21 protein-coding genes are annotated in these 26,884 nt (G+C 43.3%); 4 read left to right on the top strand and 17 right to left on the bottom strand.

The annotated features are described in order from the left end of the window. Positions 1 to 12 precede the first annotated feature (12 nt). From KXD93_RS14765 to KXD93_RS14700, 14 genes are all read right to left on the bottom strand, one after another. Positions 13 to 3,237, bottom strand: a complete 3,225-nt coding sequence (locus KXD93_RS14765) for a SusC/RagA family TonB-linked outer membrane protein (RefSeq protein ID WP_258137927.1) — start codon at positions 3,235 to 3,237, stop codon at positions 13 to 15. Positions 3,238 to 3,609: 372 nt separating this feature from the next. Continuing rightward, on the bottom strand, positions 3,610 to 6,201 hold the full coding sequence (locus KXD93_RS14760) for a Kelch repeat-containing protein (RefSeq protein WP_258137926.1): 2,592 nt from the start codon (positions 6,199 to 6,201) through the stop codon (positions 3,610 to 3,612). 121 nt (positions 6,202 to 6,322) lie between these two features. Beyond that, positions 6,323 to 6,925 carry an alpha-ketoglutarate-dependent dioxygenase AlkB family protein gene (locus KXD93_RS14755; RefSeq protein WP_258137925.1) on the bottom strand — a complete coding sequence of 201 codons (603 nt, stop codon included), beginning with the start codon at positions 6,923 to 6,925 and terminating at the stop codon, positions 6,323 to 6,325. Continuing rightward, positions 6,912 to 7,157 carry an Ada metal-binding domain-containing protein gene (locus KXD93_RS14750; protein ID WP_258137923.1) on the bottom strand — a complete coding sequence of 82 codons (246 nt, stop codon included), beginning with the start codon at positions 7,155 to 7,157 and terminating at the stop codon, positions 6,912 to 6,914. The genes KXD93_RS14755 and KXD93_RS14750 overlap by 14 nt, the downstream gene beginning before the upstream one ends. Further along, positions 7,157 to 7,870, bottom strand: coding sequence for a 2OG-Fe(II) oxygenase (locus KXD93_RS14745; RefSeq protein ID WP_258137922.1), 714 nt, complete (start codon positions 7,868 to 7,870; stop codon positions 7,157 to 7,159). The genes KXD93_RS14750 and KXD93_RS14745 overlap by 1 nt, the downstream gene beginning before the upstream one ends. A gap of 120 nt (positions 7,871 to 7,990) precedes the next feature. Further along, complete coding sequence (locus KXD93_RS14740; RefSeq protein WP_258137921.1) at positions 7,991 to 8,836, bottom strand: methylated-DNA--[protein]-cysteine S-methyltransferase; 846 nt, start codon at positions 8,834 to 8,836, stop codon at positions 7,991 to 7,993. 195 nt (positions 8,837 to 9,031) lie between these two features. Next, positions 9,032 to 10,390, bottom strand: a complete 1,359-nt coding sequence (locus tag KXD93_RS14735; protein ID WP_258137920.1) for an OmpA family protein — start codon at positions 10,388 to 10,390, stop codon at positions 9,032 to 9,034. A 292-nt stretch (positions 10,391 to 10,682) separates the two neighbouring features. Next, the gene (locus tag KXD93_RS14730) at positions 10,683 to 13,355 is read right to left on the bottom strand and encodes a hypothetical protein (RefSeq protein WP_258137919.1); all 2,673 of its coding nucleotides are present in this window, start codon (positions 13,353 to 13,355) and stop codon (positions 10,683 to 10,685) included. Beyond that, positions 13,352 to 14,287 (bottom strand): GLPGLI family protein, encoded by a 936-nt coding sequence (locus tag KXD93_RS14725; protein WP_258137917.1) that lies wholly within the window; start codon positions 14,285 to 14,287, stop codon positions 13,352 to 13,354. The genes KXD93_RS14730 and KXD93_RS14725 overlap by 4 nt, the downstream gene beginning before the upstream one ends. 352 nt (positions 14,288 to 14,639) lie before the next feature. After that, entirely contained in the window at positions 14,640 to 15,077 is a 438-nt protein-coding gene (locus KXD93_RS14720) for a DoxX family protein (protein WP_258137916.1), read from the bottom strand. 102 nt (positions 15,078 to 15,179) lie between these two features. Beyond that, positions 15,180 to 16,022 carry an oxidoreductase gene (locus KXD93_RS14715; RefSeq protein WP_258137915.1) on the bottom strand — a complete coding sequence of 281 codons (843 nt, stop codon included), beginning with the start codon at positions 16,020 to 16,022 and terminating at the stop codon, positions 15,180 to 15,182. Positions 16,023 to 16,048: 26 nt separating this feature from the next. Beyond that, on the bottom strand, positions 16,049 to 16,846 hold the full coding sequence (locus KXD93_RS14710; protein ID WP_258137913.1) for an NIPSNAP family protein: 798 nt from the start codon (positions 16,844 to 16,846) through the stop codon (positions 16,049 to 16,051). 45 nt (positions 16,847 to 16,891) lie between these two features. Continuing rightward, complete coding sequence (locus KXD93_RS14705; protein WP_258137912.1) at positions 16,892 to 18,154, bottom strand: arsenic transporter; 1,263 nt, start codon at positions 18,152 to 18,154, stop codon at positions 16,892 to 16,894. A gap of 1,124 nt (positions 18,155 to 19,278) precedes the next feature. Then, entirely contained in the window at positions 19,279 to 20,859 is a 1,581-nt protein-coding gene (locus tag KXD93_RS14700) for a TROVE domain-containing protein (protein WP_258137911.1), read from the bottom strand. Between the two features lie 127 nt (positions 20,860 to 20,986). Between KXD93_RS14700 and KXD93_RS14695 the strand changes: the two genes are divergently transcribed. Beyond that, positions 20,987 to 21,505, top strand: a complete 519-nt coding sequence (locus tag KXD93_RS14695; protein WP_258137910.1) for a hypothetical protein — start codon at positions 20,987 to 20,989, stop codon at positions 21,503 to 21,505. 21 nt (positions 21,506 to 21,526) lie between these two features. Here KXD93_RS14695 and KXD93_RS14690 read toward each other — a convergent pair whose 3' ends face one another. Then, positions 21,527 to 21,727 carry a hypothetical protein gene (locus KXD93_RS14690; RefSeq protein WP_258137909.1) on the bottom strand — a complete coding sequence of 67 codons (201 nt, stop codon included), beginning with the start codon at positions 21,725 to 21,727 and terminating at the stop codon, positions 21,527 to 21,529. A gap of 256 nt (positions 21,728 to 21,983) precedes the next feature. On the opposite strand from KXD93_RS14690, the gene KXD93_RS14685 reads away from it, so the two are divergent. From KXD93_RS14685 to KXD93_RS14675, 3 genes are all read left to right on the top strand, one after another. Continuing rightward, positions 21,984 to 22,256, top strand: a complete 273-nt coding sequence (locus tag KXD93_RS14685; protein WP_258137908.1) for a DUF4242 domain-containing protein — start codon at positions 21,984 to 21,986, stop codon at positions 22,254 to 22,256. A gap of 82 nt (positions 22,257 to 22,338) precedes the next feature. Beyond that, complete coding sequence (locus tag KXD93_RS14680; RefSeq protein ID WP_258137907.1) at positions 22,339 to 22,908, top strand: hypothetical protein; 570 nt, start codon at positions 22,339 to 22,341, stop codon at positions 22,906 to 22,908. Positions 22,909 to 22,926: 18 nt separating this feature from the next. Continuing rightward, positions 22,927 to 23,604, top strand: coding sequence for a hypothetical protein (locus tag KXD93_RS14675; RefSeq protein ID WP_258137906.1), 678 nt, complete (start codon positions 22,927 to 22,929; stop codon positions 23,602 to 23,604). 715 nt (positions 23,605 to 24,319) lie between these two features. Here the strand turns inward: KXD93_RS14675 and KXD93_RS14670 are convergent. Further along, entirely contained in the window at positions 24,320 to 24,922 is a 603-nt protein-coding gene (locus KXD93_RS14670; protein WP_258137905.1) for a hypothetical protein, read from the bottom strand. A 514-nt stretch (positions 24,923 to 25,436) separates the two neighbouring features. Next, the gene (locus KXD93_RS14665) at positions 25,437 to 26,873 is read right to left on the bottom strand and encodes an outer membrane beta-barrel protein (RefSeq protein WP_258137904.1); all 1,437 of its coding nucleotides are present in this window, start codon (positions 26,871 to 26,873) and stop codon (positions 25,437 to 25,439) included. Between the last annotated feature and the right edge of the window lie 11 nt (positions 26,874 to 26,884).

Genomic DNA, 26,884 nt, shown 5'->3' with positions numbered 1-26,884 from the left:
ATCTGTTGCTGATTAGAATTTGACATCTAAGCCAATGTTAAACAATTTGTCAAGCGGGTATAAGTAGCCATAGGTACCCGACGGGTGTTCCGGATCGACGTATTTTACATTTGTAATAGTAAACAGGTTATAGCCGTTTGCAAATATCCTTACGCCCTTAACGCCAATTACCTTTAGCGCCCTGTTTGGCAGGGTGTAGCCAATTTCAGCGCTCTTTAGCCTCAAATAAGCTGCATTAACAAAGTTGAAAGTCGAGTTGGTATTGGCCGTAGTGCCAGTGTAGGCAAATTTTCCGGGTACCCACACGGTGTTCGGATTGTAAGGATCTGCATTAGGATCAGCCGGGTGAAAGTCGTTATTAAACTGAGTTAAGGCACTGCCTCCACCCCATAACGGAATATTCAACTGCTCGATGTACGAGACGCTGTACATCCCGGTTCCCTGGAATAACAGGTTAAAATCAAGATTGGCGTACGAACCACCAATGGTTAGGCCATAAGTAATTTTAGGGATTGCAGGTCCGCCGTTGGGATTGCCGCCATAAGCAATGGGGTGTACGTCATTGCCATCAATCTGGCCGTCACCGTTCCAATCCTGGTAAATGTAATCTCCTACTACTACCGCCCTGTTAACGTAAACCGGGCTGTTTAAAATTTGCTGATAGTTTTGGTATTGTCCTGAACCGCCGTAACCCATCTGTATGCCCTGGTTCCTGTTACTGTTCAGGCCTTGCCAGTCGAGATATGAGTTGCCTTTTTTCGATTCAGCAAATGAAGTATTCATGGTATTGGTGTACAGGAATGTTCCCTTTACATTGTACCTGAACTTGCCGATGCTGCCCCTGTGGCCGATCTCAAAGTCAAATCCTTTAGTCCTGTCACCGTTAAGATTGTCCTGTGGCAACGGGGCTCCAAGTACGTCAGGTACCTGCAAAACTGCCGAGGCAAGTAATCCCTTACGATCGCGGATAAAATAATCAAATGTAATGTTGAATAAACCATGAAAGGCATCCAGGTCAACACCTGCGTCAAATGTATGCGAGGTTGACCAAGTGATCGTAGGGTTAGGAATTCCCTTGCTTTGAACAGAGTTTATATACGTGCCGCCAAATACTGCACCGCCGGGCAACTGGTTATTTGAACCGCCGGCAGGGTAGTTATATCCATTTAAAAATTGGTAATATAACGAGCCATCATCACCCAGCACGCCATAAGAGGCACGGAACTTTAAGTTTTCGATGTGTGATAAAACTGATGAGTTTTTCCAGAAGTTCTCGTCTGATACCCGCCATCCTAATGATGCTGACGGGAAAAATCCCCATCCCTGGTCAGGTGAAAATCGCGACGATTTATCATCCCTGAAACTGAATTCAGCCAGGTACTTGCCTTTGTAGTCGTAAGTTAACCGTCCTACAATCGAATTGGTTGCATATTGATATAAAGCATTGTTACCTTGATCTTGTGTAGCGTTTTGATTGGTCGAGTTACCGGCTCCTATCTGATCAACAGGGATAGCAAGCTGCCTGTAGGCTGCAAAGTTATCACCACTTTGCTCATTGCCTTCATAAAGCAATAAGGCACTTATGTTGTGGCTTCCGAAGCTATGCGCGTAGTTAATAGAGAACTGGTCAGTGTTTTTTGGATAATCATAATATTGACGTTGTACAAACGACGGCGAATTATTCACTGAAGGAATATACGCTTTGGTAGCATCGTCGTAGCTGTAAAGGTTGTACGTTTGCTGGAACAGCTTGTTATCCTGGATCTGCTCATCGTAGCTATACACACCCTTTATGGAAAGCCCGGGTACGAACGGAACCTTATATTCAAGGCTTAACGAGCCGTCAAAGAATTTATTGGTTTGCGTACTGTAACCGTTGATGTCCGAACTTCCGTAGGCAATTGGATTACCGCCGTCAACCGTACCATTAAACAGGTACATAGGGTTGTTGTTGGCATAAAACGGTTGGGTAGGTAATTCGCGCCAGGCTTCCCTGGTAGTGTACCAGAACGATTGCGCCGGCGAATTCTTTTTATCGTAAATGGCGCTCATGTTTAAATTAACCGTTAGGTTTTTGCCAACCTTACTGGTAATGTTAGAGCGTACATTATAACGTTTGTAGTTAAGGTCATTACTCTGCAGGATCCCGTCCTGGTCAGTAAAGCCGCCGCTTATAAGATATTGCGTACTTTCGTTACCACCGGTTGCGGTAAGATTATGTTGTTGCTGCATTGCTGATTTTTTGAACGTAGCATCATACCAATCGGTGCTTTGCTTGGTGCCGTTGGTGTATGCTGCAAAATCTGCCGGGGTATAAACAAGGTTTCCTCCGTTGGCCTGGTGCAAAGCCTGCTGATTAACCAGTGTCATGTAATCTGTAGCATTTACCGGTTTTGGTAATCCCGAAGGTACCTGCCAGCCGTAAGTGCCGGTATAGGTAAGCTGAAGCGTGCCGGCCTTGCCTTTTTTGGTAGTAATGAGAATTACACCGTTAGCTGCCTTAACACCGTAAACTGCGGCCGAAGCATCCTTCAAAACTGAAATACTTTCAACATCGTTAGGGTCGATCCTCGAAAAAATGTTGCTGGACCCAACGCTGTTGTCGCCGTTGCCACCGGTAACAGAAAAATCCGGCTGTTCGATACCATCAATTACAATTAAGGGATTGCCCATGCCTCTTATCGAAATGTTGTTCGAAAAATCGCCTGGCTCAGCTGTGTTTTGCACAACCTGTAAACCAGCAATCTTACCGGTAAGCATGTTTTCAACGTTCTCATTCTTTGTAGTTACAATCTCGTGGCTGGTTACTGAAGCAACGGCGCCGGTTAAGGATGCCTTCTTTTGCGTACCATAACCTACAACCACAACCTCATTAAGCGTTGAAGAAGCTGGCTCCAGCGAAACGCTGTAAGTTTTTTGATCGGTAACCGGAACGCTCTTCTCCTGGTAACCCAGGAAGGTGAAAATCAGGGTTGCACCCTTGTCAGTTGCAATGGAGAATTTTCCGTTAACATCTGTTACCGTACCGCCGGCCGCGCCCTTAACCTTTACGGTTACACCGGGAAGCGATTGTCCTTTTTCGTCGTTAACAGTACCTTGTACCGTGCTTTGCGCGAAGGTGGAGAAGGAGAGAAGTAAAAGCATGAGCAGTGTTCCGAATCTGAACAGCACTTTCATGAACTTACCCCGATGATGGACGTTATGACACCCACCATAATTGGTAAAAGTTTGTTTCATAAATAAAGTAATTGGTTAATTGGTTTATAATAATTGCAGCCCGCATCAGAATTACAGGTGGTCAGCCAGGTTGGTTAAACCTGTATGTTCTTCAATTGGCTGAACAATATTAGAGCGTGGAGTATTAAAGAAAGGGTTAAAATTGGGGTTAATACCCTATAAATTTTATTAACCGGGGCGAATTAACCCATTTGTTAATAGTTAAGGAATGGTTGATTGGGTTGATTAGGTTAGATTGGGTTGAATAAGTTAGGAAACTATGGTAGGGAATTGTTGACATGCGATGCCTGGTTTAAGAAGGAAAGTTTATTTTAATTACAGCTTCCAACTAATAAACCCAATCTAACTCAATAAACTTAATCAACTCAACCCTCACTTCGCCGGGCAAATCTTTTCAAAGGGCACTGCATAAACCTCGCCTAATGATTTTTCATATTCAGCAACGAAATCATTATAGATCTTGTGTGCGAATTCAACGCCTTTTGTGCGTCTGAGGGCTTTGAGCTTGTACTTTATTGCCTCGTCATTAAATGGATCGATGTTCAAAACCACGCGGGTTACTTCAAGGGTTTTGCGGAAGTCGCCTGCTTCGTAAATTTTTCTTACTTCGGGTAGGATCAGCGGCATCAGGGCCTCTTCATAGTTCAATTTAATGCCATCCAGCCAGGTTTCAGGAATATATTGCAGCAGGCCGCCACGGGCTATCAGGTCGAAATGGGTTAAAATAGTGTCGTCGCTTTGATTGTTTACATTGTCTGTATTTTCAATAGCGTCAGTTACGATGAAATAATCGCAAAACAGGTCGTCGCTTAGCTTAAAGCTATATGTGTCGTTTGAGAAGTTAAGCTCAATGCCATCGATATCAGCAAGGATATTGCGCAGGTGGTTAATGGTAACTCCTTTTATATTCTTTGTTTTGGCAACGTCCTTATCAGGCCACAAGGTTGTCGAGATCTTTTTTGAAACTACGCCGCCTTCGCCCTTGCTGTTTAATAATACCAGGATAAACAATTGCTTTATTTTGGGGCTGAACATATAGGTGATGTCCCTGCTTTGTTTGTCGTATACGGTAAACTCACCTAATAAATAAATGGCATTAGGGCGTTTTTCGTCTTCCTTTTTAGGTAATGCAGCGGCGGCTGCCAAATCTCTGTCAGTACCCTCAGGCTCTAAATCTGCTTTTTTTCTTTTCCGCCTTGAATAAGCAAGCGCCACTGCTATGGCAAGCGCCACTGCTATGGCAAGCGCCACTGCTATAATATATGAGTATCTCAAATGTGTAGTGGCTTCCGGTTGTTGTGATGCCAAGTAATCTTTTTCTCTTACCGGCGGCGATGCCAGCGAATAAACCCTCACTGTTGAATAGTCTGGTGTGGTAAATTCCTGTATGGCGCAGTAAAAAACATCCTGCGTATGGTTATAGAAGAGATTAATATCGGTTTCAATTCGCTCACCCTTTGCCGGGATGTTGCCGCTAACAGCTTCGTACGAGCCGTTTTGGATAGAGAATTTATAAAGCCTTAAACTGGTTTTCGGTTTATCGTGTGCATAGCAAATGGCATAAAAGCTTTTTTTGTCGGCAGATATAATGAGGTTATTGGCAGCCACAAAGTCTTCGCTGGGTGGGGTAATCTCCCAGCATTTTTTTATGGTGTGGCTTGTTAAGTTAATCCTATACAGATCATAAAAATGCTGGCCACCAACAACCTGGTTGCCCGATTGGTTGCCATATCCGCCAAAAATATAAACATCGTTATTTTCATCAGCCTGGCTAAAGCCCGAAAAAAAGCGCGGCATAATTTTATCGCCGGTAAACTGGATCTTATCCCAACTATCTGTGGCTTTATTGTACTCAAAAAAATCCTTGTAATAGGAATATGAGCCGTATCCGCCAAACAGGTAAAAATTCTCCTGCTTGTTATCATAAAATATATTGTGGTGATGCCGTTGCTCCCTGATGTTAGCTTTGCCAACCACGTCCCATTTTAAAGTTGCCAGGTCGAGCGAGGCGACGCTAGGCAAAGGTGTTGGTGACTGTTTGGTGGACTTTAAAGTTTCGTAGGCATACAGCTTATTTTCTTTGGTATTTATAATGCTTTTGCCCAAATGCAGCGGCAGGGGGCATGGGTTTTGAAAAGCCTGCGCCGCCTGGTAATTGCGCTGCACATCGTAAAATATGAGCGAGTCGCTTTTAAACATCAGGAGCCTTTGGGTAGCTTCATCGAAATTAACCCCGGCCACCTCTTTAAAGTCGCGGGTGAATCTTGGCGTCCAGAAGTACGATTCATTGATGAGCCAAACCGGGTTATCCACCGATCCCAAATCATCCCCATCACTGCTGAATACATTTTTTCCGCTCCACTCGTTAAGCGGGAAGGAGTAGTTTTTTACCCCATCGCCAATAGTCAAATTACGGATGGCCATTTTCGGAACATCAGAGTAATGTTCGTTTTTTCCGAAATATATTTTGGGTGTGATGGCGTTGTCGAATCCAAAATCGCCGGCCTTGTACCATTTGCCGTTTATTAAGATCCCAACAGTATTAGCCTTAAGATCAATGTCGATCTTTACCGGCATCCAGTTTCGTTTCTTTAATTGCTTAGGCGCTAGCGGAATAGTTATCTTATTGCTTTTGCTATCGATGTTGAAGTTCAGAAACGGGGAGCCATTGTAAATGGAGCTTAAGCTATAGGAGTTGTTTTTGCCGTCGGTAATATTAAGGATATACCCCAAATGCTCATTATCCCAAAGGGAAAGGTCAAAATTTATATAAAGATGGCTCTTAAAAGTAGGCGGATCAGTTTTAAAAACAAGGTAAGATGTACGCTTGCTGAGCAGGCTGTCGTTCGAGTTAAATTGCAACCCTTGTGCCCCGCCCTTAAGAGCGATTAACAGTATAATAAAAACAAATACAATTCTATATACGCCGAATACAGGTATTAAAATTTTACTTTTTCTTACCATTTAATGCCTTAAAATAAAAGAGGGATAGTATTTTTAATTTAAAAGCTAAATTATAATTTTTTTGGCATGTTGGATGGTAACATTTTTAGCGCAATTAATCCAAAAATTAACCCTGTTTCTGTCAGGTAATAATAGTGCGGAAGGTGAGGTTTATCCGGGGCTTTGTAATGCGCTTTGCTTTTGGTAAACTATGCAGCCAGTTGGTTTGTGTGGTGCCTTTCATCACCAGCAGACTGCCGTTTTCAAGTATAGTTGAAACGGTTTGTTTGGATGATCTGTGTTTCAAGCTGAACTTCCGTTCGGCGCCGAAACTGAGAGATGCGATGGTGGTATTTTTTCCAAGAGATGATTCGTCGTCGCTGTGCCATGCCATTCCCTCATCGCCGTTATGATATAAATTTAACAGGCAGGAATTGAAGGTCGTGTTGGTAATTTTTTCCACCAGCTGTTTCAGCGCCAATAATTCCGGTGTCCATGCTAACGCTTTTTTTGTAGTATTGGAATAGGTATATAGGTAGCCATCGTCGCCGTACCAGGCAGCCTTACGCTTGGTGATGATATGCTTGCCAAAAATAACAGCCTCATCGTTTTTCCAGGCGATGGTATCCATCAGCACATTGGCATAATTTAATGCGGCTTCCGCACTCATAACGCGACCATGATAATTTACAATACCGTCATACGGGAGCAGGTTTATAATTTCGTCGTTACTAAACAAATCCATTTTTCCATTCTTTATATGCTGCAATCATGCAATGTCCGCAGGGCCGGTAGCCTTCATCAATGGCTTCGTTTCCTGATGTGAAAAATACCCGGTTCTCTCTTTTCATCCGCCTGCCCGACTTGCAATTTAGCGTGCCATAAATTTTAAGTTTTCGATTGCCACCAAGCAGAATTTGTTTATGCCTGATTAGTTTTCGCAGTTCCGCATCAGTAATGTGACTGTGTTTGATCATTAACTCAATGCATCATGAAAAATGATGCCCAGTGTATAACGTTCACCGCTGTGTAGTGCGCTTACACCATGCTTCATATTAGCCCGGTAATAACCTTTTGTCCCTTTAACCGGCCTAAAGTTGGTGGTAAATACCAGCACATCTCCCTTTCGCGGTTTTAAAACTATTGCCTTTGACTGAGCTCTCGGGACCTGCTCCGTAAGCACAAACTCGCCGCCGGTATAATCTTCGCCCGGCTCATTTAAAAACATCACCAGTTGCATAGGGAAATAAACGTCGCCATATAAGTCCTGGTGTAAAGTGTTGAAACCACCGGGGCCATATTTCAGGATCAATGCGGTAGGCTTTTCCTGTTTGTTGGCGTGGCAAAGCTGCTGCAATTCTGCGAATGTATCGGGGAATGTCTTATCGATGTTTAACACTCGCATCCAATTATTGGCGATAGGGGCAAGGTTGGGATAAACCCGTTCCCTTACCTGTTGTACTAATGATGGTAAGGGGTAGTTGAAATATTTGTACTCCCCCAAGCCATAACGGTATCTTTCCATTACAACGGTTTTGCGGTATGCTGATGAGTTGCCATAATTTTGAATCAGTTCATTACAATCTTCCGCAGAAACCAGACCTGGAATAATTGCATAGCCCGCGGTGTTCATGGATTCGGTTACCGATTGCCAGTTTATGGAGGCTATATTTGGTGTTATATCCTGCATTGCTATTCACTTTTGTTAACGTAGAGACGCAAAATATTGAGACTCTTACTTTGCATTTCTTACCTGTAAATTTAAAATCCGGACGCGGGAGACGCAAAATATTGCGTCTCTACATAAGAATTAATTCACCGCCTCTATCTGCGCCGCTTCCCATCCTATCATAGCCGTTTTGCGATTACTGCCCCAATGGTATTGCCCAAATTGACCGCTGGATTGGATCACCCTGTGGCAGGGGATCAAAAACGCCACCGGGTTATCGCCCACAGCACTGCCTACTGCTCTTGATGCGGTTGGCTGGTTAAGCTGAGCGGCTATATTTCCATAGGTTGATAATTTTCCAACAGGGATCTTCAATAGCGTCTCCCAAACTTTAAGCTGGAAGTCTGTGCCTTTTAGGTGAAGTTTGATCTCGTCGAGCTTGCTCCAGTCGTGCTTGAAAATGTACAGCGCATTCTGCTGGATCATATCAACCACTTGTTTGTAAGCTGCATTCGGAAATGCCTTTTGGAGTTCAACTAGCCCATCTCCTTCACTGTTGGCAAATGCTATATGGCAGATGCCTTTTTCGGTTGATGCTACCATAATGTTTCCAAAGGGACTTTCGGCGTAGCTGTAATTGATCTGCAGGTTTTCGCCGCCGTTTTTGTATTCACCGGGCGTCATTCCCTCTATATTTATAAACAGATCATGCAAACGGCTGGTACCCGATAAGCCGGTATCAAAAGCAGTGTCGAACAATGTTGCCTGGCTGGCCAGCATCTTCTTGGCATGATCAAGGCTGATATATTGCAGAAATTTCTTCGGGCTTACACCTGCCCAATCCGTAAAAATGCGCTGAAAATGGAATGGGCTCAAATGCACCTTTTCGGCAATTTCTTCAAGGGTGGGCTGGTTTTTAAAGTTGTTGCGGATATAGCCTATTGCATCTTCAATACGGCTGTAATTTGTTATTTCCTGGTCCTTCATTTTTGTTTTCCTTTATTGTACATAACAAAAGTACAGCGCCCCCAAACGGAAACCGACCCGAAAGTTGCGGAGTTTCAACAGGTAAATATAAGGCAATAATCAGAAATGAATGTTGGAGTTATCACAACAAAAAAGTCCCCCAGTAATTAAACTGAGAGACTTCGTTTGAGATTATCGTGTTAGATATTTATATGATTAAAACATTGAAAACTCAACACGACGATTGATCTGACGACCTTTTTCTGTTTTGTTTGTGGCGATAGGGTTTGCTTTACCATAACCTTCAGCCTGAATTTTCGACGCATCTGCACCTTGTTGTGCAAGGTAAGTTTTAACAGCTTCAGCACGTTCCCTTGATAATTTTAAGTTAGCAGCTTCAGAACCAACATTGTCGGTATAGCCTGCTAATTTTAAATTGAAACCTTTGCTAACCAGTAACTGGGCAAGCTTATTCAGGCTTTCAAAAGAATGCTCACGGATAGTAGATTTACCAAAATCAAATTCCAGATTTTTAACGGCTTCATTAACTACCTTTTTATCTTCCTGGGTTACGTAAACCTTAACATCAGGTTTCTTTACCGGAAGCGGACATCCTGAACCATCAACCGCTGTACCGGCAGGGGTGTTAGGGCACTTGTCAAAAATATCAGGTACACCATCGCCATCAGTGTCAACTGTAAGCTTGTCAACTTTGGCATTTGTCGCGCTCAAGTCTGATTTTAAACGTTCGTTTTCAGCTCTCTGGCGATCAACCTGCAATTGCAGACGTTGCTCGTCCATTAAGTACTCTGTACGCATTGACGACACTGGATTGTGTGTAGCCAATTGCGGTTTTGAACGGCTGCCTAAGGCAAACTCTAAACCAACGTGACCGTATGAAAACCTGTCGTTAGTTGAACCTCCAACAATGCCATCAAAGTCATCAGCATTAACAAAATTTACCTGGTAGCCTAAGTCAAGGTTTACACCTTTAGCCAGGTCGATTTTAAAACCTGCGCCTACGGGTAAGTAAAAATCGTGTGTGCGTTGTTGGCGGGTAACTGTTCCGTTGTCATTAACAACAGCAGAGTAACCAATAACACCACCACCCAAGGTTAAATAAGGCTGGATGCCCGATTTGTTGTGTCTCCAGTTGATATTAGCCAGCGTGAAGTTTGCGGCTAAGTCTACAGAGTAATTAATGTCAGTGTTAAATGATGTGTAAGTTCCATTAGCTTCGTTAGCCGGAGTTACAGCGCCTGCAACATTACCCTTCATGAAATTTAACTGTAAGCCAAATGATGGCAGGATCTGGTCCTTAATAAAACCGCCGTATCCTATTTTTTCGTGCGGAGAATGGAAATCCTGGTTCTTAATACTGAAGATAGAGTAGGGGGTTAAAACACCGCCTTCAAAGCCTACCGACCATGTACGAAATGCACTTCCACTTGAAAATGGTTGAACGTAATCGGTCGACATTGTTTTTGTAGTGTCCTGGCTTTGGGCAAAAAGATTCCCGCCAATAGCAAGCCCCGTTAATAATAATGAAGCTTTTTTAAGTTGTGATCGTGTCATTTTAAATGTGTATTAAATAATTGATCTGAATGTTAAGATCAGATAGCCGGAGGCAATTGTAGTGCCACCAAATTTAAAATGTGAGGCACGGCGAGTTGCTGAAAGATGGCTAAATACACTGATGTCTAAGAGGATGTAAGTTGTAAGCCCCGCGACTAAGAGGTATTTATCGGGCAAGTTTTAATTTGAAAAGGCACGGGAAAACTGTCCTGTTTTTACGTCGATTTTGGTAAATGTGGAGGTTAATGACTAATTAACGGGATTGGTCAGTTTATAAAACTGGCGTTAATTGTTAGATATTAAACGTGGCTTTTAACAGTATGATTCGCCCCGGAATTACATAGGTGTTAGAGGAAAACGTATTGGCCGAAAGGTACAACGCATTATATTTTTTTACGTTGAAAATGTTATTTGCGCTAAGTTCTATATCTGTCTTAATTTTACTGAACCTGTACTTTACCGATGCATCTGCAAAAGTGTATTTAAGATCGTTTGCCTGGTCCTGGTGGGTGTAATAATGCTCGCCGGATAATTTAAAAAAGAGATTTTCGCGCGGGTTATAGTTCAAAGAGCCCTCCTGGTAAACGCTTTTTATTTCATGACCGGAAGCTGAAGCGGATGACTTACTGTTAAGCTGGGTACCTGTAATCTTGTAACTTATATTTAGCGCATCACTGATCTTTGTGTCAAAACCTGCGCTTTCATTTACCGAGATAGTTTTATAAGGCAGCAGGATATTATTCTGAATCTGGTTTGAACTGTTTGATTGCCATGACACGCCGCCGCTGAACGTGGTGCGCAACGCAAAGGAATATTTGCTGATGGAGCCATTCAGCATCCATGTGTTTATGGCATTTGCGTAGGGCAGTACTACACTTTGTTCGAAGTTGTTATTGACAATTTCTGAGGCAATGTTATTTGCCGAGATATGGTTATAGGAAGCCACCACACTAAAAAAGAAAAGTGTAAGCGCTTTGCGGTAGTTAAAACCGAGGGCGGCGGTTTGGCTTTTACGTTCGCTCAAATCGGCGTTATTTGCAAACAGGCTCCGGTAGTCCTTTAGAATGTAGCCATGATAAATATCCTGGATGTTGCCTATATTATTTTTTAATCCATATAACAGACTAAAGTAATTTTCAACCCCGCTTTGATATTTCACTGTTAGCTTTGGGTTAAAATACAGGCGATTAAGCTGTGTGTTTAAATCATATAAGTTATCGGTATAGTGGATCTGCTGCAGACTTAGCGGCAGCGTTAAGTTTATTTTAAGAACTTTTCCCGGCATGTCATAAGCGGCTTCGGTATACACCCTTTTACGCGACCAGCTTAAATTGTTCTGGGTGCTATCCAATGCTGTGTTAATAGAATTGTCGGTTTGTAGCGCATTTAAACCCGACTGCAGTTTTTGCTGTTGAAGTGTAAAGCCGAACTTATAGCTCTGGGTAAAATAATCAGCGGGGATTTTATAAGCCACATAATTATTGGTAAACCAGGTTGGCACATTGGCGTTTTGAATTAATTGCTGATACGGATTATTGTTATTAAAAACAGCGGGGTTCAAACCGGGACTGATTGACAGGCTTTGAGGTTCTTTAATGTGATCCAGGTAGGAATATACTTCGATGATATTATTTGTTTTAAAGGTTTGCATCAGGTTAAACTCATTCGAGAAATCGGAAATGTTATCCTTTAAAACCTGGTTTACGCCGGTGCCGTTTGTAACCAGCGCCGAGTAGTTTGTGTTGTGGCTATAATCTGCAACCAGGTTGTCGTTTAAATAATATTTATCCTTGTTAATGTTTAGCGAAAGCTGGCCGTGAAATATGTCGGGCCTGCTTTTGTTATGCTGAATTTCGCTGTATTTAACCGTATCAGTCGGCAGGTAAATGGCAGTTTGTTTTTGATAATCCTGTAGTTGCGTATCATGAAGGTAGTAGAAGTTTGTTTTTAAGAGTACATCTTTTTTTAAGTGAACGAGGTTGTTCACGTTTATAATTCCCGACTGATTAAACAAATACCTGTACCGCGGTAACTCCGGATCACCTGCTGTACCTGTTGAAAGTATGGTGGCGGGCTTATCGTTATCTAATTTCGTTAGGTAATCTGATAAATTGTGCGATACCAAATCACTCTGAACATCGAAGCCGGTGTTGTTGCCCTTCAAATAATTAATGGCCTTATAATTATCTTTAAACATCATGGCATTCAAGTCCTCGTCGTATTTGCCCGGGATGCCGCCACCTACGGTTTCCTGCCCAACCATTTGAATTTTTGCGTCCTTCTTAAAGGTGAGGTTTAGGGCAACATCGTCGCTCACTACTTTATCCTTCAGCATTTTTATAGGCTGATGATTCTCAATCACCTGTACCTGGTCTACCGCGCCATGCGGAATGTTGTTGGTGGCGATATTGTATTTGTCATCCAACAGGTTATCCCCGCCAATATAGAGGTTGGAAATCCCCTTGCCGTTGTAGGAGATCTTGCCGTCAGAAGCAACGGATATACCCGGTAGCTTTTTTATTACATCCCCAATCACCCGGTCCTGCGGATTGCTAAAATCCGATACCTTGTAGCTCAGCGTGTCGCCGTTGGTTTTCAGGAACGGCCTTTTATCCTTTACAATTACAGTTTGTAGCTGGTTAGTGGCTGCTAACAGCATAAAATTATAGGACGCGGCCAGATCGGTTATCGCCTTGCTTTGTTTCTTAAAGCCTATGCAACTCGCCTCAACCGATAACACGTTTTTTTGCGCATCACGCGGTACAGCCAGGCTATAGTCGCCTTTATCATTGCTAACGGTATAGACTAATATTACATTATTACCGCCTTTTAAATTTATGCTTACAAAGGCCAGTCCTTTACCTGTGCTGTCTTTAACCGTGCCCCTTATGTTTTGCGCGTAAGCACAAAACATAAATGAACAGCAGCAGATCATGATCCCCAAAAACTTAATGACGTGGCTCATTTCTTTTCAGGAAGTTCTATCGGGTTGTTAATTACCGGGCCAGCCCCTATTTTAATGTTGATACTCGGCTTTGGCCCCGGCCCTCCCTGTAAATTTGCTCCCGAGCCGGCCATTGCAGATTGAGCGAAGGCATTCGGATCCTTTTTCATGGCATCCTTTAAGTTTGTAAATTCCTTCTCGGTAGTTTTAATTCCACCAGATGGTAATTGTATAATGTTAGGGTCGGTATCATCGTCATCCATGCCGATCATTTTTATCATTACCCCGCCGGTTGGTTGGCTATCGTTGTTAACTGCCGCGCTTGCTTTTGGTGCTTTGGTTAAGTCTTCAATGCCATCAAACTTAAATACCACTTCCTTTTTATCGTCATAGGCTTCCAGTATTACACCAGGCAGGCCGTTTAATTTCCACGGGCCGCTGTGAAATGGCAGGTCGGGACAAAACCAGGCGGTGTAATCACGACCTTTAAAATGTGTTATTGCTTTTTGACATTGTAAGCCAGCAAAGCTGGCGGTATCGGCGCTTATTTTCCAATCAATTACCGGGTACGCTTCGTCAATCAGGTAGCTGTTGAAGAGCTTCTCTTTTCTCACCAGTCTTTTCTCATTCGGGAATTGATAATATTCGGTATTTGAACCAGAGTTCTTTCCGCGCATTATTTTGATATTGCCACCCGGGTTTGCAGCCATTTGTTCCTGCACTTGTTTCTTCATCAAAGCATCCGCCATTTTTTTATCATAGCTTTTGTATGCACTTGAATTCTTGCCCAGGAACAGGACCATGTTTTCATTATAGAATTCAGTTTTTTTGGTAGTATCCCGCAGGTGCGAAAATTTATAATGAACAACGGCTTGCGCCTGTTCGGGCGCTTGTGCCTCAACAATGCTTATCGCACATAGGAGGCAACTGAATAAGAGTAATGTTTTTTTCATCGTATTGACAGTTAAGTTTATAAATGATAGCTATTAAGATTTCGTAATAATACGATTTATTCGTAAATCTACGACAGTGTCGTAATTTATACAAGGGATTTAACATTTATTAACTTTTGGAAGGCGGGATATTCAGCTGTTGATTCATCGGGGTTACCGGGAACATTAAGCTCCGGTAACGTATTCAAAAGGGCGGTTCCGCCCTGGAGTATCTACTAGTTTAATAAGGTGATCAAATAACCTTTGAGGAAATAATACAATCATGCGCAAGGTTAGCCGGCTTCTGTTTTGGAAGGGGAATTGGGAAAGATAACTTGTTATAAATCTCACATACAATCTGTGTTTTATAAGATCATATTGATGCGTCCTTACCCTGCGGAAAAAAAATCGTATCCGCGTTCCATCTGTCCCATTGCTGCGGAACGAGCATGATAGTGATCAACAGGACAGCGCGTGGTATAACGTGCTGCAGATCCCAGATAGGCTCTACCAATCCGTGGCCGAACGAAACCACCAGCAGGTCAATAGCCACCAGGTAACAGGCCCATTTGCGGAAAAGTCCGATAACAAGTAACAGGCCACAGATCAATTCTACATAAGAAGTATAGTAGGCAGTACCCCAGATGAGCCATTTTGGGATGAACGTCTTTTCAAAATCCTTAAAAAACATGCCATACACTTTGGGTGCCGTATAGGTAAAGATCTTTCCGTAGCCCTGCATCAGCAAAATTATACCAAGCAGCGCACGTGTAAAAAGTAAGCCGGCGGCGCGGGATGTTTTGTCGTTCATGAATGATTGATAACTGGATCTTAAACTTAAAGATATACAAAAGATCTGGTTGAACTTACAGCCTGCGTGTTAACTCGTAATGGGCAGCTTTAAATGGTACGGCTAAGCATCTATTTTGGTATCCACGGCAACAGCTTGCCACTCTGCAAGGTCGTTTAATAAATTCTCAGCGTGTTGCTTAATTGCATTTACCGCATCTTCGCCGAGTTGCAACCTCAAGGGCGTTTTTTCTGCATTAAGCGCCTTATCAATTGCTGCCGCAGCCTTAAAGGGATCGCCTTCCTGGGTGCCGTTCATGCCTTTGGCAAAATTTCTTGTTTGCCCAACCGTGTCTTTATAGGCGGAGTTTTCTGGCATGTACTTCATTGCTGTCCCAGCCAATTCTGTGCGGAAACTCCCCGGTTCAACAATAAGCACTTTTATGCCCAACGGCGTCACCTCGGCGGCTAACGCCTCTGAAAGGCCTTCAAGTGCAAATTTTGATGCAGAATAAGCGCCAAATCCGGCAAAGGAAAGCTGCCCGCCCAGGCTGCTGATATTAACAATGGCCCCTGATTTTTGTGCCCGGAAAACCGGCAGCATAGTCCTGATAACTGCAGCGGCGCCAAAGAAATTTGTTTCCAGTTGTGCGCGCAAATCATCGTCGGATGTTTCCTCAACCGCGCCTACTATTCCAAACCCGGCATTGTTGATGAGTACATCAACCCGGCCAAAACGATCGGTGGCCTGTTTAACAGCATCGGCAATTTCGGCGCTATTATTTACGTCCATTTTTATTGCCTCAACCTGGCTTGGTGCCGTTGCCCTTATGCTCTCCAGCTTATCCAAACGGCGGGCAGTAATTACAACATTATATCCCTGCTGAATAGCATATTCGGCAAATGATTTCCCAAATCCACCGGACGCGCCGGTAATGAACCATACTTTTTTTGCATCATTTTTCATAGGTGTGATATTGAAAGTTTATCTTTTCAAATCTGCGAAAAATCGGCTGGAATCAAAAGCGTGGATGTTATTTTGCTCACCAGCAAAACGTCGGCATAATCAGGTACGGCGCTTATCTCATGCCATTGGGTATCGCTGCCAAACTCCTTCCAATGGGCGTCCTTGGCCGCAAGGTCGTCAAAGGTAACCATGTAGGTAAGGTTCGGGCGTTGTGGGCCTATCACCGTTTCGCCCCAAAAAACCGGGTTAAATTCAAGCCGTTTAAAAATATCTATCTCACCTTTATCATTAAACATCTCTATCTTCTTTTTGCCTGCCGCCTCACTGGCGCTCTGGTATTGGCGCAATTCAAAAATGCGTGATTTTTTTGCGGGTGCAGTAAGTGTCGGGAAGTGTGTAAATGCTTTTAAAAGCGAGCTTTCTATCCGCTCATAAGCCGGGTTTGTGGCAGGTGCATTAAGGTAAGCGGCACCTTTCCGCACAAGCACAGGGTCTTTAGCCATGCCATCCTCAACGGTACTGAAATGTGTGATGCTGTTATATTGTGTAAGTACAAAGAGCCGGGTTTGGCCGGTGGGTTTCATTTCTGTAAATACCCCCACATGTTTAACACCAAGTTTGTTTAATGCCGGGATGGCTGCGTTTTTCAAATAATCCTCAACCAAATTTTGCTGGGGTTCATCCTTTAAGCTATAAACCGTTAGCTCGTAATATTCAGTGCCTACAACGGGGCTTGTATTTTCCATAGCATTACTTACAGCGGGTAAAATGGTTGCGGCAGCGCCACTAAGTAGGGTTGATTTTACGAATGAGCGTCTTTTCATTATTGGCTAAAATAAGTAATTAATTACAATAGATTAAGGGTGATACTAAATCCATAAAGCCCCCAAAGTACATAATAATGCCACCGTCATTACCAGCAAACCCAGTTTTAAAAATGCCCATGCGCTTACGGTTATTCCCTCGCGCCGCAAGGCAACCAGCCAAAGTATGGTTGCCAGTGAACCGGTTATAGAAAGGTTGGGGCCAAGATCAACACCAATTAACACAGCGCTTTTAACCATTTCGGGCGAGTGGCCGGCCTGGATAACATTTCCGGCGATTAGCCCGGCGGGCAGGTTATTCACCAAATTACAGGCAAATGCAATACCCAGGCCGCTGCCCCAGGTGGCTCCTGCTACAGAATGGGCGGTTTGTTCTTGTAAAAATAGGGTAAGCGACTGGATCAGTCCTGTTTTATTAAGTGCTTCCACAATTACAAACAGCCCTGCTACCAGCGGCAAAACCGCCCATGAAACACCCTTGATTACTAGAAGCGGATTTTTTTTAGCCCTGATTATAACAATAGCAGATGTAATAATGCCGGTAATGGCTGTTGGCAAACCCAGTTGCAGATCAAGTGCCGAGGAAACTAATAAAATTAGGGCAGTGGCTGCAATGCCTGCCATCGCGGTTTTTCCGCCTGTGGAGAGTGTTGGAATCGGTATGTTGGTTTCCAGGTCTTGCTTTAGTTCATTTCGCTGGGTAAACCGAAGCATAATAAAGGTTGCTGCAATTGAAACCACCGAGGGTAAAAAATATAACTGTAGCCAATGTAACAATGGCGGCATGTGACTCCCGTAGATCACCAGGTTGGCAGGATTTGAAATAGGTAGAATAAACGATGCCGCATTAGCAATAAAAGCGCAGATCAATAAATAGGGGAGCGGGTTTTTAGCCTTTGCCGCCTTTGCCGCTGCAGCAACTGCTGGTGTTAACACAACCGCCGTAGCATCGTTTGATAAAAATGCGGTTACAACAATTCCAACCAGGTAGATCAGTAAAAATAGTCGGTTTGACGAACCCTTTGCCATTTTAGTGGCGTGGGCGGCAAGCCAGTCGAACAGTTTTTCCTCCCGGGCGGTTTCTGCTAAAAGCATCATCCCGGTTAAAAACAAATAAACATCTGTTCCCTTCAGGATGCCTGCTAATCCGTCAGACGGCAGGATCAATCCAAACACTAAAAGGATCACGGCACCCGCAACGGCCCAAACCGCTTCGGTTACTTTGAACGGGCGGATAATAACACCGGCTATTGCAAGAAAGGAGATGATCCAAATGGTAATATGCGTCATAGATACAGGGATTTTCAAAGATATAAATTAGGATGGTATGGTTTTAAGATCATTATGAATGGGGATCGCAGGCTAAACGGAGTGTTTTAGAAAATACCAACCACAGGAAAATAGAAACGGTGGTAAAGTGACCCAAAAATAAAAGAGCAACAAACGGGAAGTGACCAACCAGGACTCGAACCTGAACCGTTAAACGGTTTCACCAGCGAAGTAACACTTGCCTACGGCATCTTTCATTTAAAGGAGCAAAAAACAAACGGTGAGGAACAAAAACTGAACTACTGTAAATTAATTACCGGCTGGATTTGAACCAGCGTCCTTCCACCTGCGGTGGATGTTCTAACCGAAGTATCACCGTTTTACGGCATCCTTTAAGCCCCCTACCCCTGAAGGGGAACAATTTTTCTTATTTCCCCTTCAGGGGATTAAGGGGCAAAAGAAGAGCAACAGGTAGCCTGCGTTGTGGTTTTGCTTAACAGGCGAAGTAACGCAAGCCTACGGCATCTTCCTTATTTCTTAAGGGCGATAGTCAATATGTGCGAAGCAAAATGCTTAACTGCTCTGCCCGCTGAGCTACATTGGATTGCTCCAACAGCCGGAATCGAACAGGCGACCCGAAGTAGCACATATTTACGGCACCTTAAATTTTTAATTTCTTAAAAAAGGGTAAAAAGCGACAGGTGAAATGCACCTTGCGGTGCTCCTGCTCTAACCAACTGAGCTACAACGGCGTTCGCATAAGCGTGACGATGAAGGCCGGACTTGAACCGGCGACCTGGACGGTAAATGCGAAGTAACACTCATCTACGACACCTTTTTATTTTCAATTTCTTTAAAAGAAGGGCAAAAGACAATAAACCATTCAATACTGTGCTCTATCCAATTGAGCTATCCTTACGGAGACGGATTCGAACCATCAACCCCAGCGCCCAAACGAAGTAGGGCTTATTTACGGCACCTTCTTTTATATTTTATAAAGAGCAACTGGCGAACCGGGATATTTGTGAGGACTCGAACCTCATACAGTTGATACTGTACTGACCTCAGCATTTCAATTTGGTGCGAAGTAACCCGTTTCTAACGGCATCCTTATGTTTTTAATTTCTTTAAAAGTATGGGGTGTTAGCTTCCCCACACTGTGTTTATAGTTCTATCTTATTTATTTCGCTTAAAGCGGTATCACCGTTTTCTAATGCAGCTAACACATCAAAAACCTTATCGCTCCAGCCGGCTATTAAGTAAACATCATTGCGTAACAATTGCAATGGAGCCTGGCCATAGCCTTGCAAGTCGAACAGGTAGAGTTTGGCCTGCGGCGCAACTTCTGCCTTGTAATGCAACCATAAAGGCTGCATATGATCGCCGGTTGTTGACTGGCTGTTCCATAACTGGCAGTCGGTAAATATTAACACCTTATCCACCTTAACCTTTTGGTTCAGCAGGTCCTTTATCACCAGGTAACCATTGGTTGAATAACCAACTTCACCCTCACGGCGGTAAAACTCTTGCACGTTACCCAATATGTTATTACGGGGTACAGTTATTGTTTTCCAGGTATTACCAAACATACCTACTTCCACGTTTTTACAACGTGATTGCAACAGCATAGCCAGCATCAAACCAACATCATACAACAACACCTTCGATTTTGCCGAAACAGGCTTTTGCATCGAACCCGACACGTCGCAGGCCAGCAATACGCGGGTATCGTAATCAAAACCCTTGATGTTTGCGGCGCTTGCCTGTACCGCTTTTTCCAAAGCATCCAGCAATTCGCCGGTATAACCTTTGTTGCCAAACAATAAGGTGCTTAATTTGCTTACAGTACCTTTTGTTCGTGCTTGAGTATCCGCTGCTACCAATTCGCGGTAAGCCGCCAGGTAACGAAACGGAAACTGCTTAGCCTTTGCAACCTTATCCGCATCGGCAAGGGTTGCACATACCTTTTGAAAGTGTACATAGCTTACTCCGGCATCTTGTATGTTACGCAGGTTTCGCAGCAAGGCCATGTAACCCAGCTTTCCGCTATCGATGAGTTCTTCCCACTTTGCGCGGAACGCTTCGGCTTTTGCATCCTCGCTATCGTAATTGATTTGACCTAACGCCGACAACTCAGTTTCCCAGGTATATGGTGTTTGCGGGTCGCCGTTCACAATTTTGTTGAACAGTAATTGTTGCAATTCATCCTTTGCCTTAGGGTGAACCAGGAACAATGCGTCACGCAGCTTTATACTACCATCTCGGTTGTACTTGGCAAACTGGTATTCGTCAAAGCGGTTAAATGCGCTGGTTAAACCCTTTTGCATTTGCTTTGATAAACGGTTCAGCTTTTTAGTGCCGGTGCGTTTGTTCAGCAATTCGTAGCAAGCCAACAGCTCTGTTATTTCGTCGGCGCGGTTAATTACCCCATCGGTAACCCGGGCTACCAGGTTGTCGCCCGAGTGCACCTTAGCCAGTTCGGTAACCAAAACCAACGGCACCGAACGCATGTACATTTTAGTGCGGGCATAAACAGCCAGCTTACCCGTAAATACCGGATCGCATTTGGCAATTAGCGCACGTAAACGGTTTAAACGATCTTCGTCCTTTTCGTAAAACGAATCGTTGAGGCTCCAGGTAACTACGGTAGTGTAGAGTTCCATTTCGGCACTCATCACAAACGCCTTTGCGCCTTCGTAATTGGTAACCTGTGTTTTAGCCTTGCTTAGTAAATTAAATTTCATTGGGAACCTCCCTTTTTTGTTTTGTTGATACAAAGGTTGAGCGCCAGTGCGCAGTGTATTTGCGCAGTGAAAAATATTTTAATTTTTTTTGAGATATTTATAAAATCAACGTAAACCATTAGCCGCAATGACTTTCCTTCCCTACGAGAACTTTTATATCATCACCAACCTAAAACCCGAAGCCGTTCAGCAACGCCTTGAAGCAGAAATTTCTCCCGGCGATGGTAGTTTTTTCAAATTCGGGATGTCTTCTTCGTCAACAGCTACATACTTTGAAGGTTTCGCGGTAAATGGTACGTTTAAGTTTAAACGGGTTATCAGCTACCGTAACTCATTTCTTCCGCAGATAGAAGGCACAACTGAAGTATATCCTAGTGGGAGCAGGGTGCATGTAAAAATGAAGATGTACCTGTTTGTGGTTATATTCATGTGCTTATGGATTTGTCCGCTGGGTTTAGCTACGATATGGGCAGTTGTGCGGGCAATCGTAGATAAACACATTGAGCCTAATAATTTTGTGCCGTTTGCGATGATGCTGTTTGGGTATGGGATTACAATGGGCGGATTTAAATCTGAAAGCATCAAGGCTAAATCCAAACTGCTTGAGATGCTTGACGGAGAAATAGGTAGCTCGACACCCACTTGAAACGTGGTATTATCTCATGATTCACCCCAATCCAATCTTCTGCAGGATTTTTTTATACAGATCTTCCTTTAATTCCTGTCGTTCCGCATCGCTTAACATAGATACGAAGTCCGGCTCATCCTTAAGGGAATCATACCAATTATCTACCAGCTCAGTTTCCTCAGCAGTACATTGCCGCTGGGTATACTTTATAATCAATTCAAGGGCGGTAACATTTTTCATTGAACTACTGATTTTAAGCCAATCAGAATTGTGTGTCTTGCTATTGTGTCGATATGACACAAAATAAAGATAATTAATCCAGTGTAGAAAATGCGATAGACAACTACCTGCCAAACATCGACGAAATGGCATTTTTAATAGACCTGATAAAATTTGTTAGTTGCAATCGCTTAAAAATTAAATAATTATGTTTTTGAAAATATTAATTCCTAATTTTAGTCTTCAATCTATAAACGTCCACCTAAATTAAAGCAACATGCCAAAGTATGTAATTGAAAGGGAGATCCCCGGTGCGGGTAACCTTACTCCGGAACAGTTAAAGGGAATTTCACAAACCTCATGTGGTGTATTAAGCAGCATGGGCCCGCAAATTCAATGGCTGCAAAGCTATGTAACCGGGGATAAGATCTATTGTATTTACATTGCGCCGAACGAGGCAATGGTTCGCGAACATGCATCGCAGGGCGGCTTCCCGGCCAATTCGGTAAGTGAGGTGAAAACCATTATCGACCCAACGACTGCAGAGTAACCACTCAATTTATTTTTATTAATGATTACCACAATCCTCTATATTTACTGGACAGTGATTGTGTTGCCCTCTTTCAATACTAATGAACCTAAATAAAATACCCCAATGGATTGGCGGCGTGGGCTTAGCACTTTCCGGCTCACTCTTAATTTATTTTGAAAGCTATCGAAACAGCGAATTGATTTCGGGGCTAGGCTATCTCGCTATCCTGCTTGGCTGGGTGTATATCCATATGCAGGTAGTAAAAGGCACTCCCTTTGATGAGGAAACCAATGAGTTTTTAAAGGCAAACCCGGAACCCTTTAAAAAGCGGCTGGTCAGATTGTCTGGGATTACCGTGACGACAGGGGTGCTCATCGGTAACGTATACCTGGCTTATACTATGGCAAATACCAGGCGCAGCAATATATTGCAAAATGGTGTTACCAATACCGCGGTTGCCACGGTGGGCAGAATAGAGGCCAGGCGTTCAAAAAGCAGCACAAGCTACTATGCCGTTTTTATATACACGGTTAATGGCAAGGAGATCTTCCACCCGCGTTACGAACATGAGGGAGATTTTTCAACCGGGCAGCAATTCCAGATCCGTTATTCAGTTGACTATCCCGAGATGTTTAAGATAATAAAGCAGCTGCCACCCACTATAAACTAAATAGCTACATTAGCCTAAATGAAAAAACTCCTGATCCTTTTTACTATACTTCTTACTGCCAAAATCGCGGTCGCTCAAAAAAACTTTGAGGGCGAAATTGATTATAGAATGTATGGCCTTTCAGGAGGTCAAAAAGACACCACTATTGGCAATTCATATAAAATCATCTTTGGTAAACATTCCATAAACATGCAAAGTTTTACCCAAAAAGGAATCCTGTGGGAAGAGCAGATCATGCTGCTCGACTCTGCTAAACAATATGTAATAGATCATCGCGACAAAACCTATATCCTGGCCTGGAAATATAGGCCGGGTACAAAACCGCTAATCAGCCTTCCGTGGGGAATGGATAAGATTGCCGTAAATCCTGCAATTAAAAAAATAGTAGGATACGATGCATTTGACAATTTTTTAACTACCGAAGGCCATCCGGAATACGGCCACGTCGACCTTTACGAGGCAAAGCCGCTATATTTTAAATTACCGCCGCATATAGCCCTCGGATCTTTTTTCGAGAGCATGCTTTTTTATGATAATCACATCATGCTTGCTATGCGGGTGATCTCAGGGAAGGCGCCTTATGGGCAAATAAATCGCGTGGCCACAAAAGTGGAAGTAAGAAGGGTAGACGATTCAGTCTTCAAAATTCCGGCGGGCTATACTCTTAAGGAGCTAAAGCCTGCGGTCTTTAATTGAGAAGGGGGGCGGTAAATATTATGTACTTTTGTTAACTGATTGATATTTAAATATTTGCATTCAATAGTTGCGCTGGCAAGTTCTTTACAGCGCGAAAAAACGCTTTTTTTTCCTCAAAAAGCACCCGATTACCAAAGTAAAACCCCCTTTTGCTCCTGATAAAAAAAATGATTACGAGGGAAGCCGCGATTTCACCCCTGATAAAAAAATCGATTACGAAACCAAACTACAATTTCGCTCCTGATAAAAAATCGGGTTACGAGGGTAAAGTACCATTTTACCCCTGTTAAAAAATGGGATTACGATACCAAAATAACCTTTTGCCCCTGTGAAAATGCAGGAAAATTGCTGCTTAGAAACCGATTTTTTGCTGTAATTGGATGTGAAAGAACGTGGTGGAAGAAATAATTAATCCGGGATATCGCTACCTAATCAATTTGCTCAATTGGAATTGACGGCAATTAGCTTTTTGAGGTTCGAATGAATTCAAATATAAGCAATTTCCCTGGTATCTATGCTGACACTATTTTGTCATCGTAAACGAAGTGAAGGATCTTCTGCACGTGATAGCCATTGCGTAAAAGTATGCTGAAAACTTATCAGGCGAATACCTTGCTTGCGAGGAAGATCCTTCACTTCGCCCGGTATGACAAAAGGACTTTTTTAATGCTTCGAATGCGCGTAGTTTAAAATCCAGCGCCATAAAGCATATTGATTACCTCGAAGCTATACTGCTTGTTGCTGCCTGCCCCTGGTGCAGGTGGATGTATTTAAGCTTGTACTGGTTGGATAACTTATCGTAAGCCATCAGTTCGGCATCCTGCTTAAAGGTGCTTTGAATGCTGTAGCGGAAAGCTGGCTGCGACGGGAAACTGTTCCACAAGTTTTCAATGGTTAGGGCTAATACGGGTTGTTTGTTGCCGGCGCTAAAAAAGTAACGTTCAACAGGGGTGTATCCCTTACCTTGCTGTGTTAGTTTTTGTTTTTTATAGATGGTAAAACCAACAGTGTCAATTATGCCATAGGCTTCGTTATTAAAAATACGATAATCCTGGTTGTGCAGCTTGTAACCATAAATATCGCTTTTTGCCAGTTTCACTTTTTTGCCCTGGTAAAGCAGACTGATGTTTTTCCCATTTAAAAATTCATTAAGCTGCAGTTTTTCGTTATCCCCTAAAACATAGGTTAGCTTGTTTAATTTGTAATCCTGCTCGGTAAGGTAAATGCCGGTAACGCTTTTTGAGTTTTGTGCATGTACGAATGTTGCGTTTAAGCTGATGATTGCTATTGCGATAAGCGCTTTGATCAAAGTTTTCATTTTATTAAAATTATTAAGTGTTTTTGTTTTTGCCTGTTCTGTTTAATAAAAGGCCGGGCGGCAAAACCCGGCCTCTCTTATTCAACCTTAACTTACCTAAACAATGAACGGTAAGTTATTGCTGTGCTTTATTGTTGTTTTTTGTTTGATGCAGAGGTTTATGCCATTGAAATGCCAGACGGCTTGGTGGAGATGGTGTTTTATTTAAATAATTGAAAATCAATACTTTAATTTAAATAAAAAGAATGCTCGCTCTTTATTTTTACTCGTATTGATAAAGGGCTTTTATCATATTGAGGAAGCGATTTGGCTTTAATTTTCTTTCACGAAAAAGCCGCAAGCGATCTTTCAATCTGCTTGCGGCTTTTTTGTCATCCTGAACGAAGTGAAGGATCTTATTCGTGAGAAAGGTATTCGCCTGACAAGTAGCCAGCGTACCTTTCCAGCGTGAGTGTCCCGAGCTGAAGATTCTTCGCTCTCGCTCAGAATGACAAAATCGCTTTATACAGCTATATTAAAATCTTACAAGCAACGCTGCTATAAACCTTGTTTCTGATGGTACCAGGTCCGGTGTAAAATCTGCGGGCACCGGGGTGGTGTTGTAACCATCAGGGGAGGTTACGCCACCGTGGCCTGCAAAATAAGGTACGCTGGCATGGCGGTGTACCACCTCTAAACGAAAGGTCAGGTAATCGTTTGGCATGATATCGAACGTTGTAGAATAATCATAGCCATGAAACTGATCGCCGGGATTTGCGGAGAACGGATGTGAACCCACTGCGCCAGTATTAATGGCCGGGATCGGGTTGGCATCGCCTGTAGGATACAACACTAGGTAACGACCAGGGTTGTTGATCACGCCCCCGCCGATTGTCCAGCCGTAATGCCCCTTGCCAAATATTACACGGTTATATACCATACCGCTGGCGAAATACTGGGCGGGACCTTTAACCGGGTCGGCATGAAAGCCGTTTACGCCATCGCCTTTTTCAAAACCGATATCGCCGGTTAATGAAAATGCCATGCTGTTTATAAAGCTGTTTTTGTTGGTGCTTTTAAAATAACGCACCTCAATGCTGTTGTCAGAGTGGAAGCGTTTTCTGCCGGGCTTGTCCTGCGTGTCAGCACCGTAATAGGTGTTGGTGAGCGCCTGGAACCATTCAACAGGACGCCACAAGATCTGGCCACCTATGCCGGGCTGGCTGTTAAACATCCCATACGACTGCCAGCCATTTATTAACCATGGCTCGATCTTCAGTTTATCCGAAACGAAGATCTGAACCCGAATACCATTAAAAAACCACGGCGTATTATCCGAAGTGAACGATGGTTGGTAGGCCCAGTTCTCCGCATTGTAATAGGAGAACAAACCAACGTACGACATAAAGATCCCGGCATCAACGTTAATGCCATGCAGCACATTAAAGTGATAACCGGCGTTGGCCTCGCTTAGGTAACGGTAGGCGGTAGCCTGGTCAAACTGACCCCGGGTAACGCTCAAATCATTACGCGGTACTACTGTTGACCGGGTACCAAATTGGGTAAGTATAGTTGCCCTTATGTTATCGTAATGAAAATCGCCGCCAAATGCTGCAGTTGATATTTCAAATTCATGATCATGGGCCAGCGCCGTTGAGCCAACAACCGTATGGTCGATAGGATTATTGTTTGACGCTGTATAATTTACATCAAGTAAAATGCGGCCGGTAAAATATTTAGAATCCAGCAGCGGGGTATGCCTGCGGTCGTTGCCGTTTAGCCAGGTAAAATCGCCAAAAGCAAATGGTTCGCTCTTGGCAACAACGGTGTCTTTTTTAACTGTGGTATCGCTTTTTAAAAATGCGGGAGTTTTGTCCTCCGTTTTTCCTGTAGATGCAAGCACGGGTTTGTCCTGCGAAAAAGCACAGGTAAGCGACGCACCTAAAATAATTGATAAGAAAACTTTTTTCATTTTTTATATAA

The organism is Mucilaginibacter phenanthrenivorans (genome assembly GCF_024721155.1).
GTDB classification, from domain to species: Bacteria; Bacteroidota; Bacteroidia; order Sphingobacteriales; family Sphingobacteriaceae; genus Mucilaginibacter; species Mucilaginibacter phenanthrenivorans.
This window is presented reverse-complemented; position numbering and strand designations above follow the sequence as displayed.

Bases quoted from the DNA above. Each gene is read 5' to 3' on its own strand.
- KXD93_RS14765 (WP_258137927.1), bottom strand. From the start codon at position 3,237: ATGAAACAAACTTTTACCAATTATGGTGGGTGTCATAACGTCCATCAT.
- KXD93_RS14760 (WP_258137926.1), bottom strand. From the start codon at position 6,201: ATGGTAAGAAAAAGTAAAATTTTAATACCTGTATTCGGCGTATATAGA.
- KXD93_RS14755 (WP_258137925.1), bottom strand. From the start codon at position 6,925: ATGGATTTGTTTAGTAACGACGAAATTATAAACCTGCTCCCGTATGAC.
- KXD93_RS14750 (WP_258137923.1), bottom strand. From the start codon at position 7,157: ATGATCAAACACAGTCACATTACTGATGCGGAACTGCGAAAACTAATC.
- KXD93_RS14745 (WP_258137922.1), bottom strand. From the start codon at position 7,870: ATGCAGGATATAACACCAAATATAGCCTCCATAAACTGGCAATCGGTA.
- KXD93_RS14740 (WP_258137921.1), bottom strand. From the start codon at position 8,836: ATGAAGGACCAGGAAATAACAAATTACAGCCGTATTGAAGATGCAATA.
- KXD93_RS14735 (WP_258137920.1), bottom strand. From the start codon at position 10,390: ATGACACGATCACAACTTAAAAAAGCTTCATTATTATTAACGGGGCTT.
- KXD93_RS14730 (WP_258137919.1), bottom strand. From the start codon at position 13,355: ATGAGCCACGTCATTAAGTTTTTGGGGATCATGATCTGCTGCTGTTCA.
- KXD93_RS14725 (WP_258137917.1), bottom strand. From the start codon at position 14,287: ATGAAAAAAACATTACTCTTATTCAGTTGCCTCCTATGTGCGATAAGC.
- KXD93_RS14720 (WP_258137916.1), bottom strand. From the start codon at position 15,077: ATGAACGACAAAACATCCCGCGCCGCCGGCTTACTTTTTACACGTGCG.
- KXD93_RS14715 (WP_258137915.1), bottom strand. From the start codon at position 16,022: ATGAAAAATGATGCAAAAAAAGTATGGTTCATTACCGGCGCGTCCGGT.
- KXD93_RS14710 (WP_258137913.1), bottom strand. From the start codon at position 16,846: ATGAAAAGACGCTCATTCGTAAAATCAACCCTACTTAGTGGCGCTGCC.
- KXD93_RS14700 (WP_258137911.1), bottom strand. From the start codon at position 20,859: ATGAAATTTAATTTACTAAGCAAGGCTAAAACACAGGTTACCAATTAC.
- KXD93_RS14695 (WP_258137910.1), top strand. From the start codon at position 20,987: ATGACTTTCCTTCCCTACGAGAACTTTTATATCATCACCAACCTAAAA.
- KXD93_RS14690 (WP_258137909.1), bottom strand. From the start codon at position 21,727: ATGAAAAATGTTACCGCCCTTGAATTGATTATAAAGTATACCCAGCGG.
- KXD93_RS14685 (WP_258137908.1), top strand. From the start codon at position 21,984: ATGCCAAAGTATGTAATTGAAAGGGAGATCCCCGGTGCGGGTAACCTT.
- KXD93_RS14680 (WP_258137907.1), top strand. From the start codon at position 22,339: ATGAACCTAAATAAAATACCCCAATGGATTGGCGGCGTGGGCTTAGCA.
- KXD93_RS14675 (WP_258137906.1), top strand. From the start codon at position 22,927: ATGAAAAAACTCCTGATCCTTTTTACTATACTTCTTACTGCCAAAATC.
- KXD93_RS14670 (WP_258137905.1), bottom strand. From the start codon at position 24,922: ATGAAAACTTTGATCAAAGCGCTTATCGCAATAGCAATCATCAGCTTA.
- KXD93_RS14665 (WP_258137904.1), bottom strand. From the start codon at position 26,873: ATGAAAAAAGTTTTCTTATCAATTATTTTAGGTGCGTCGCTTACCTGT.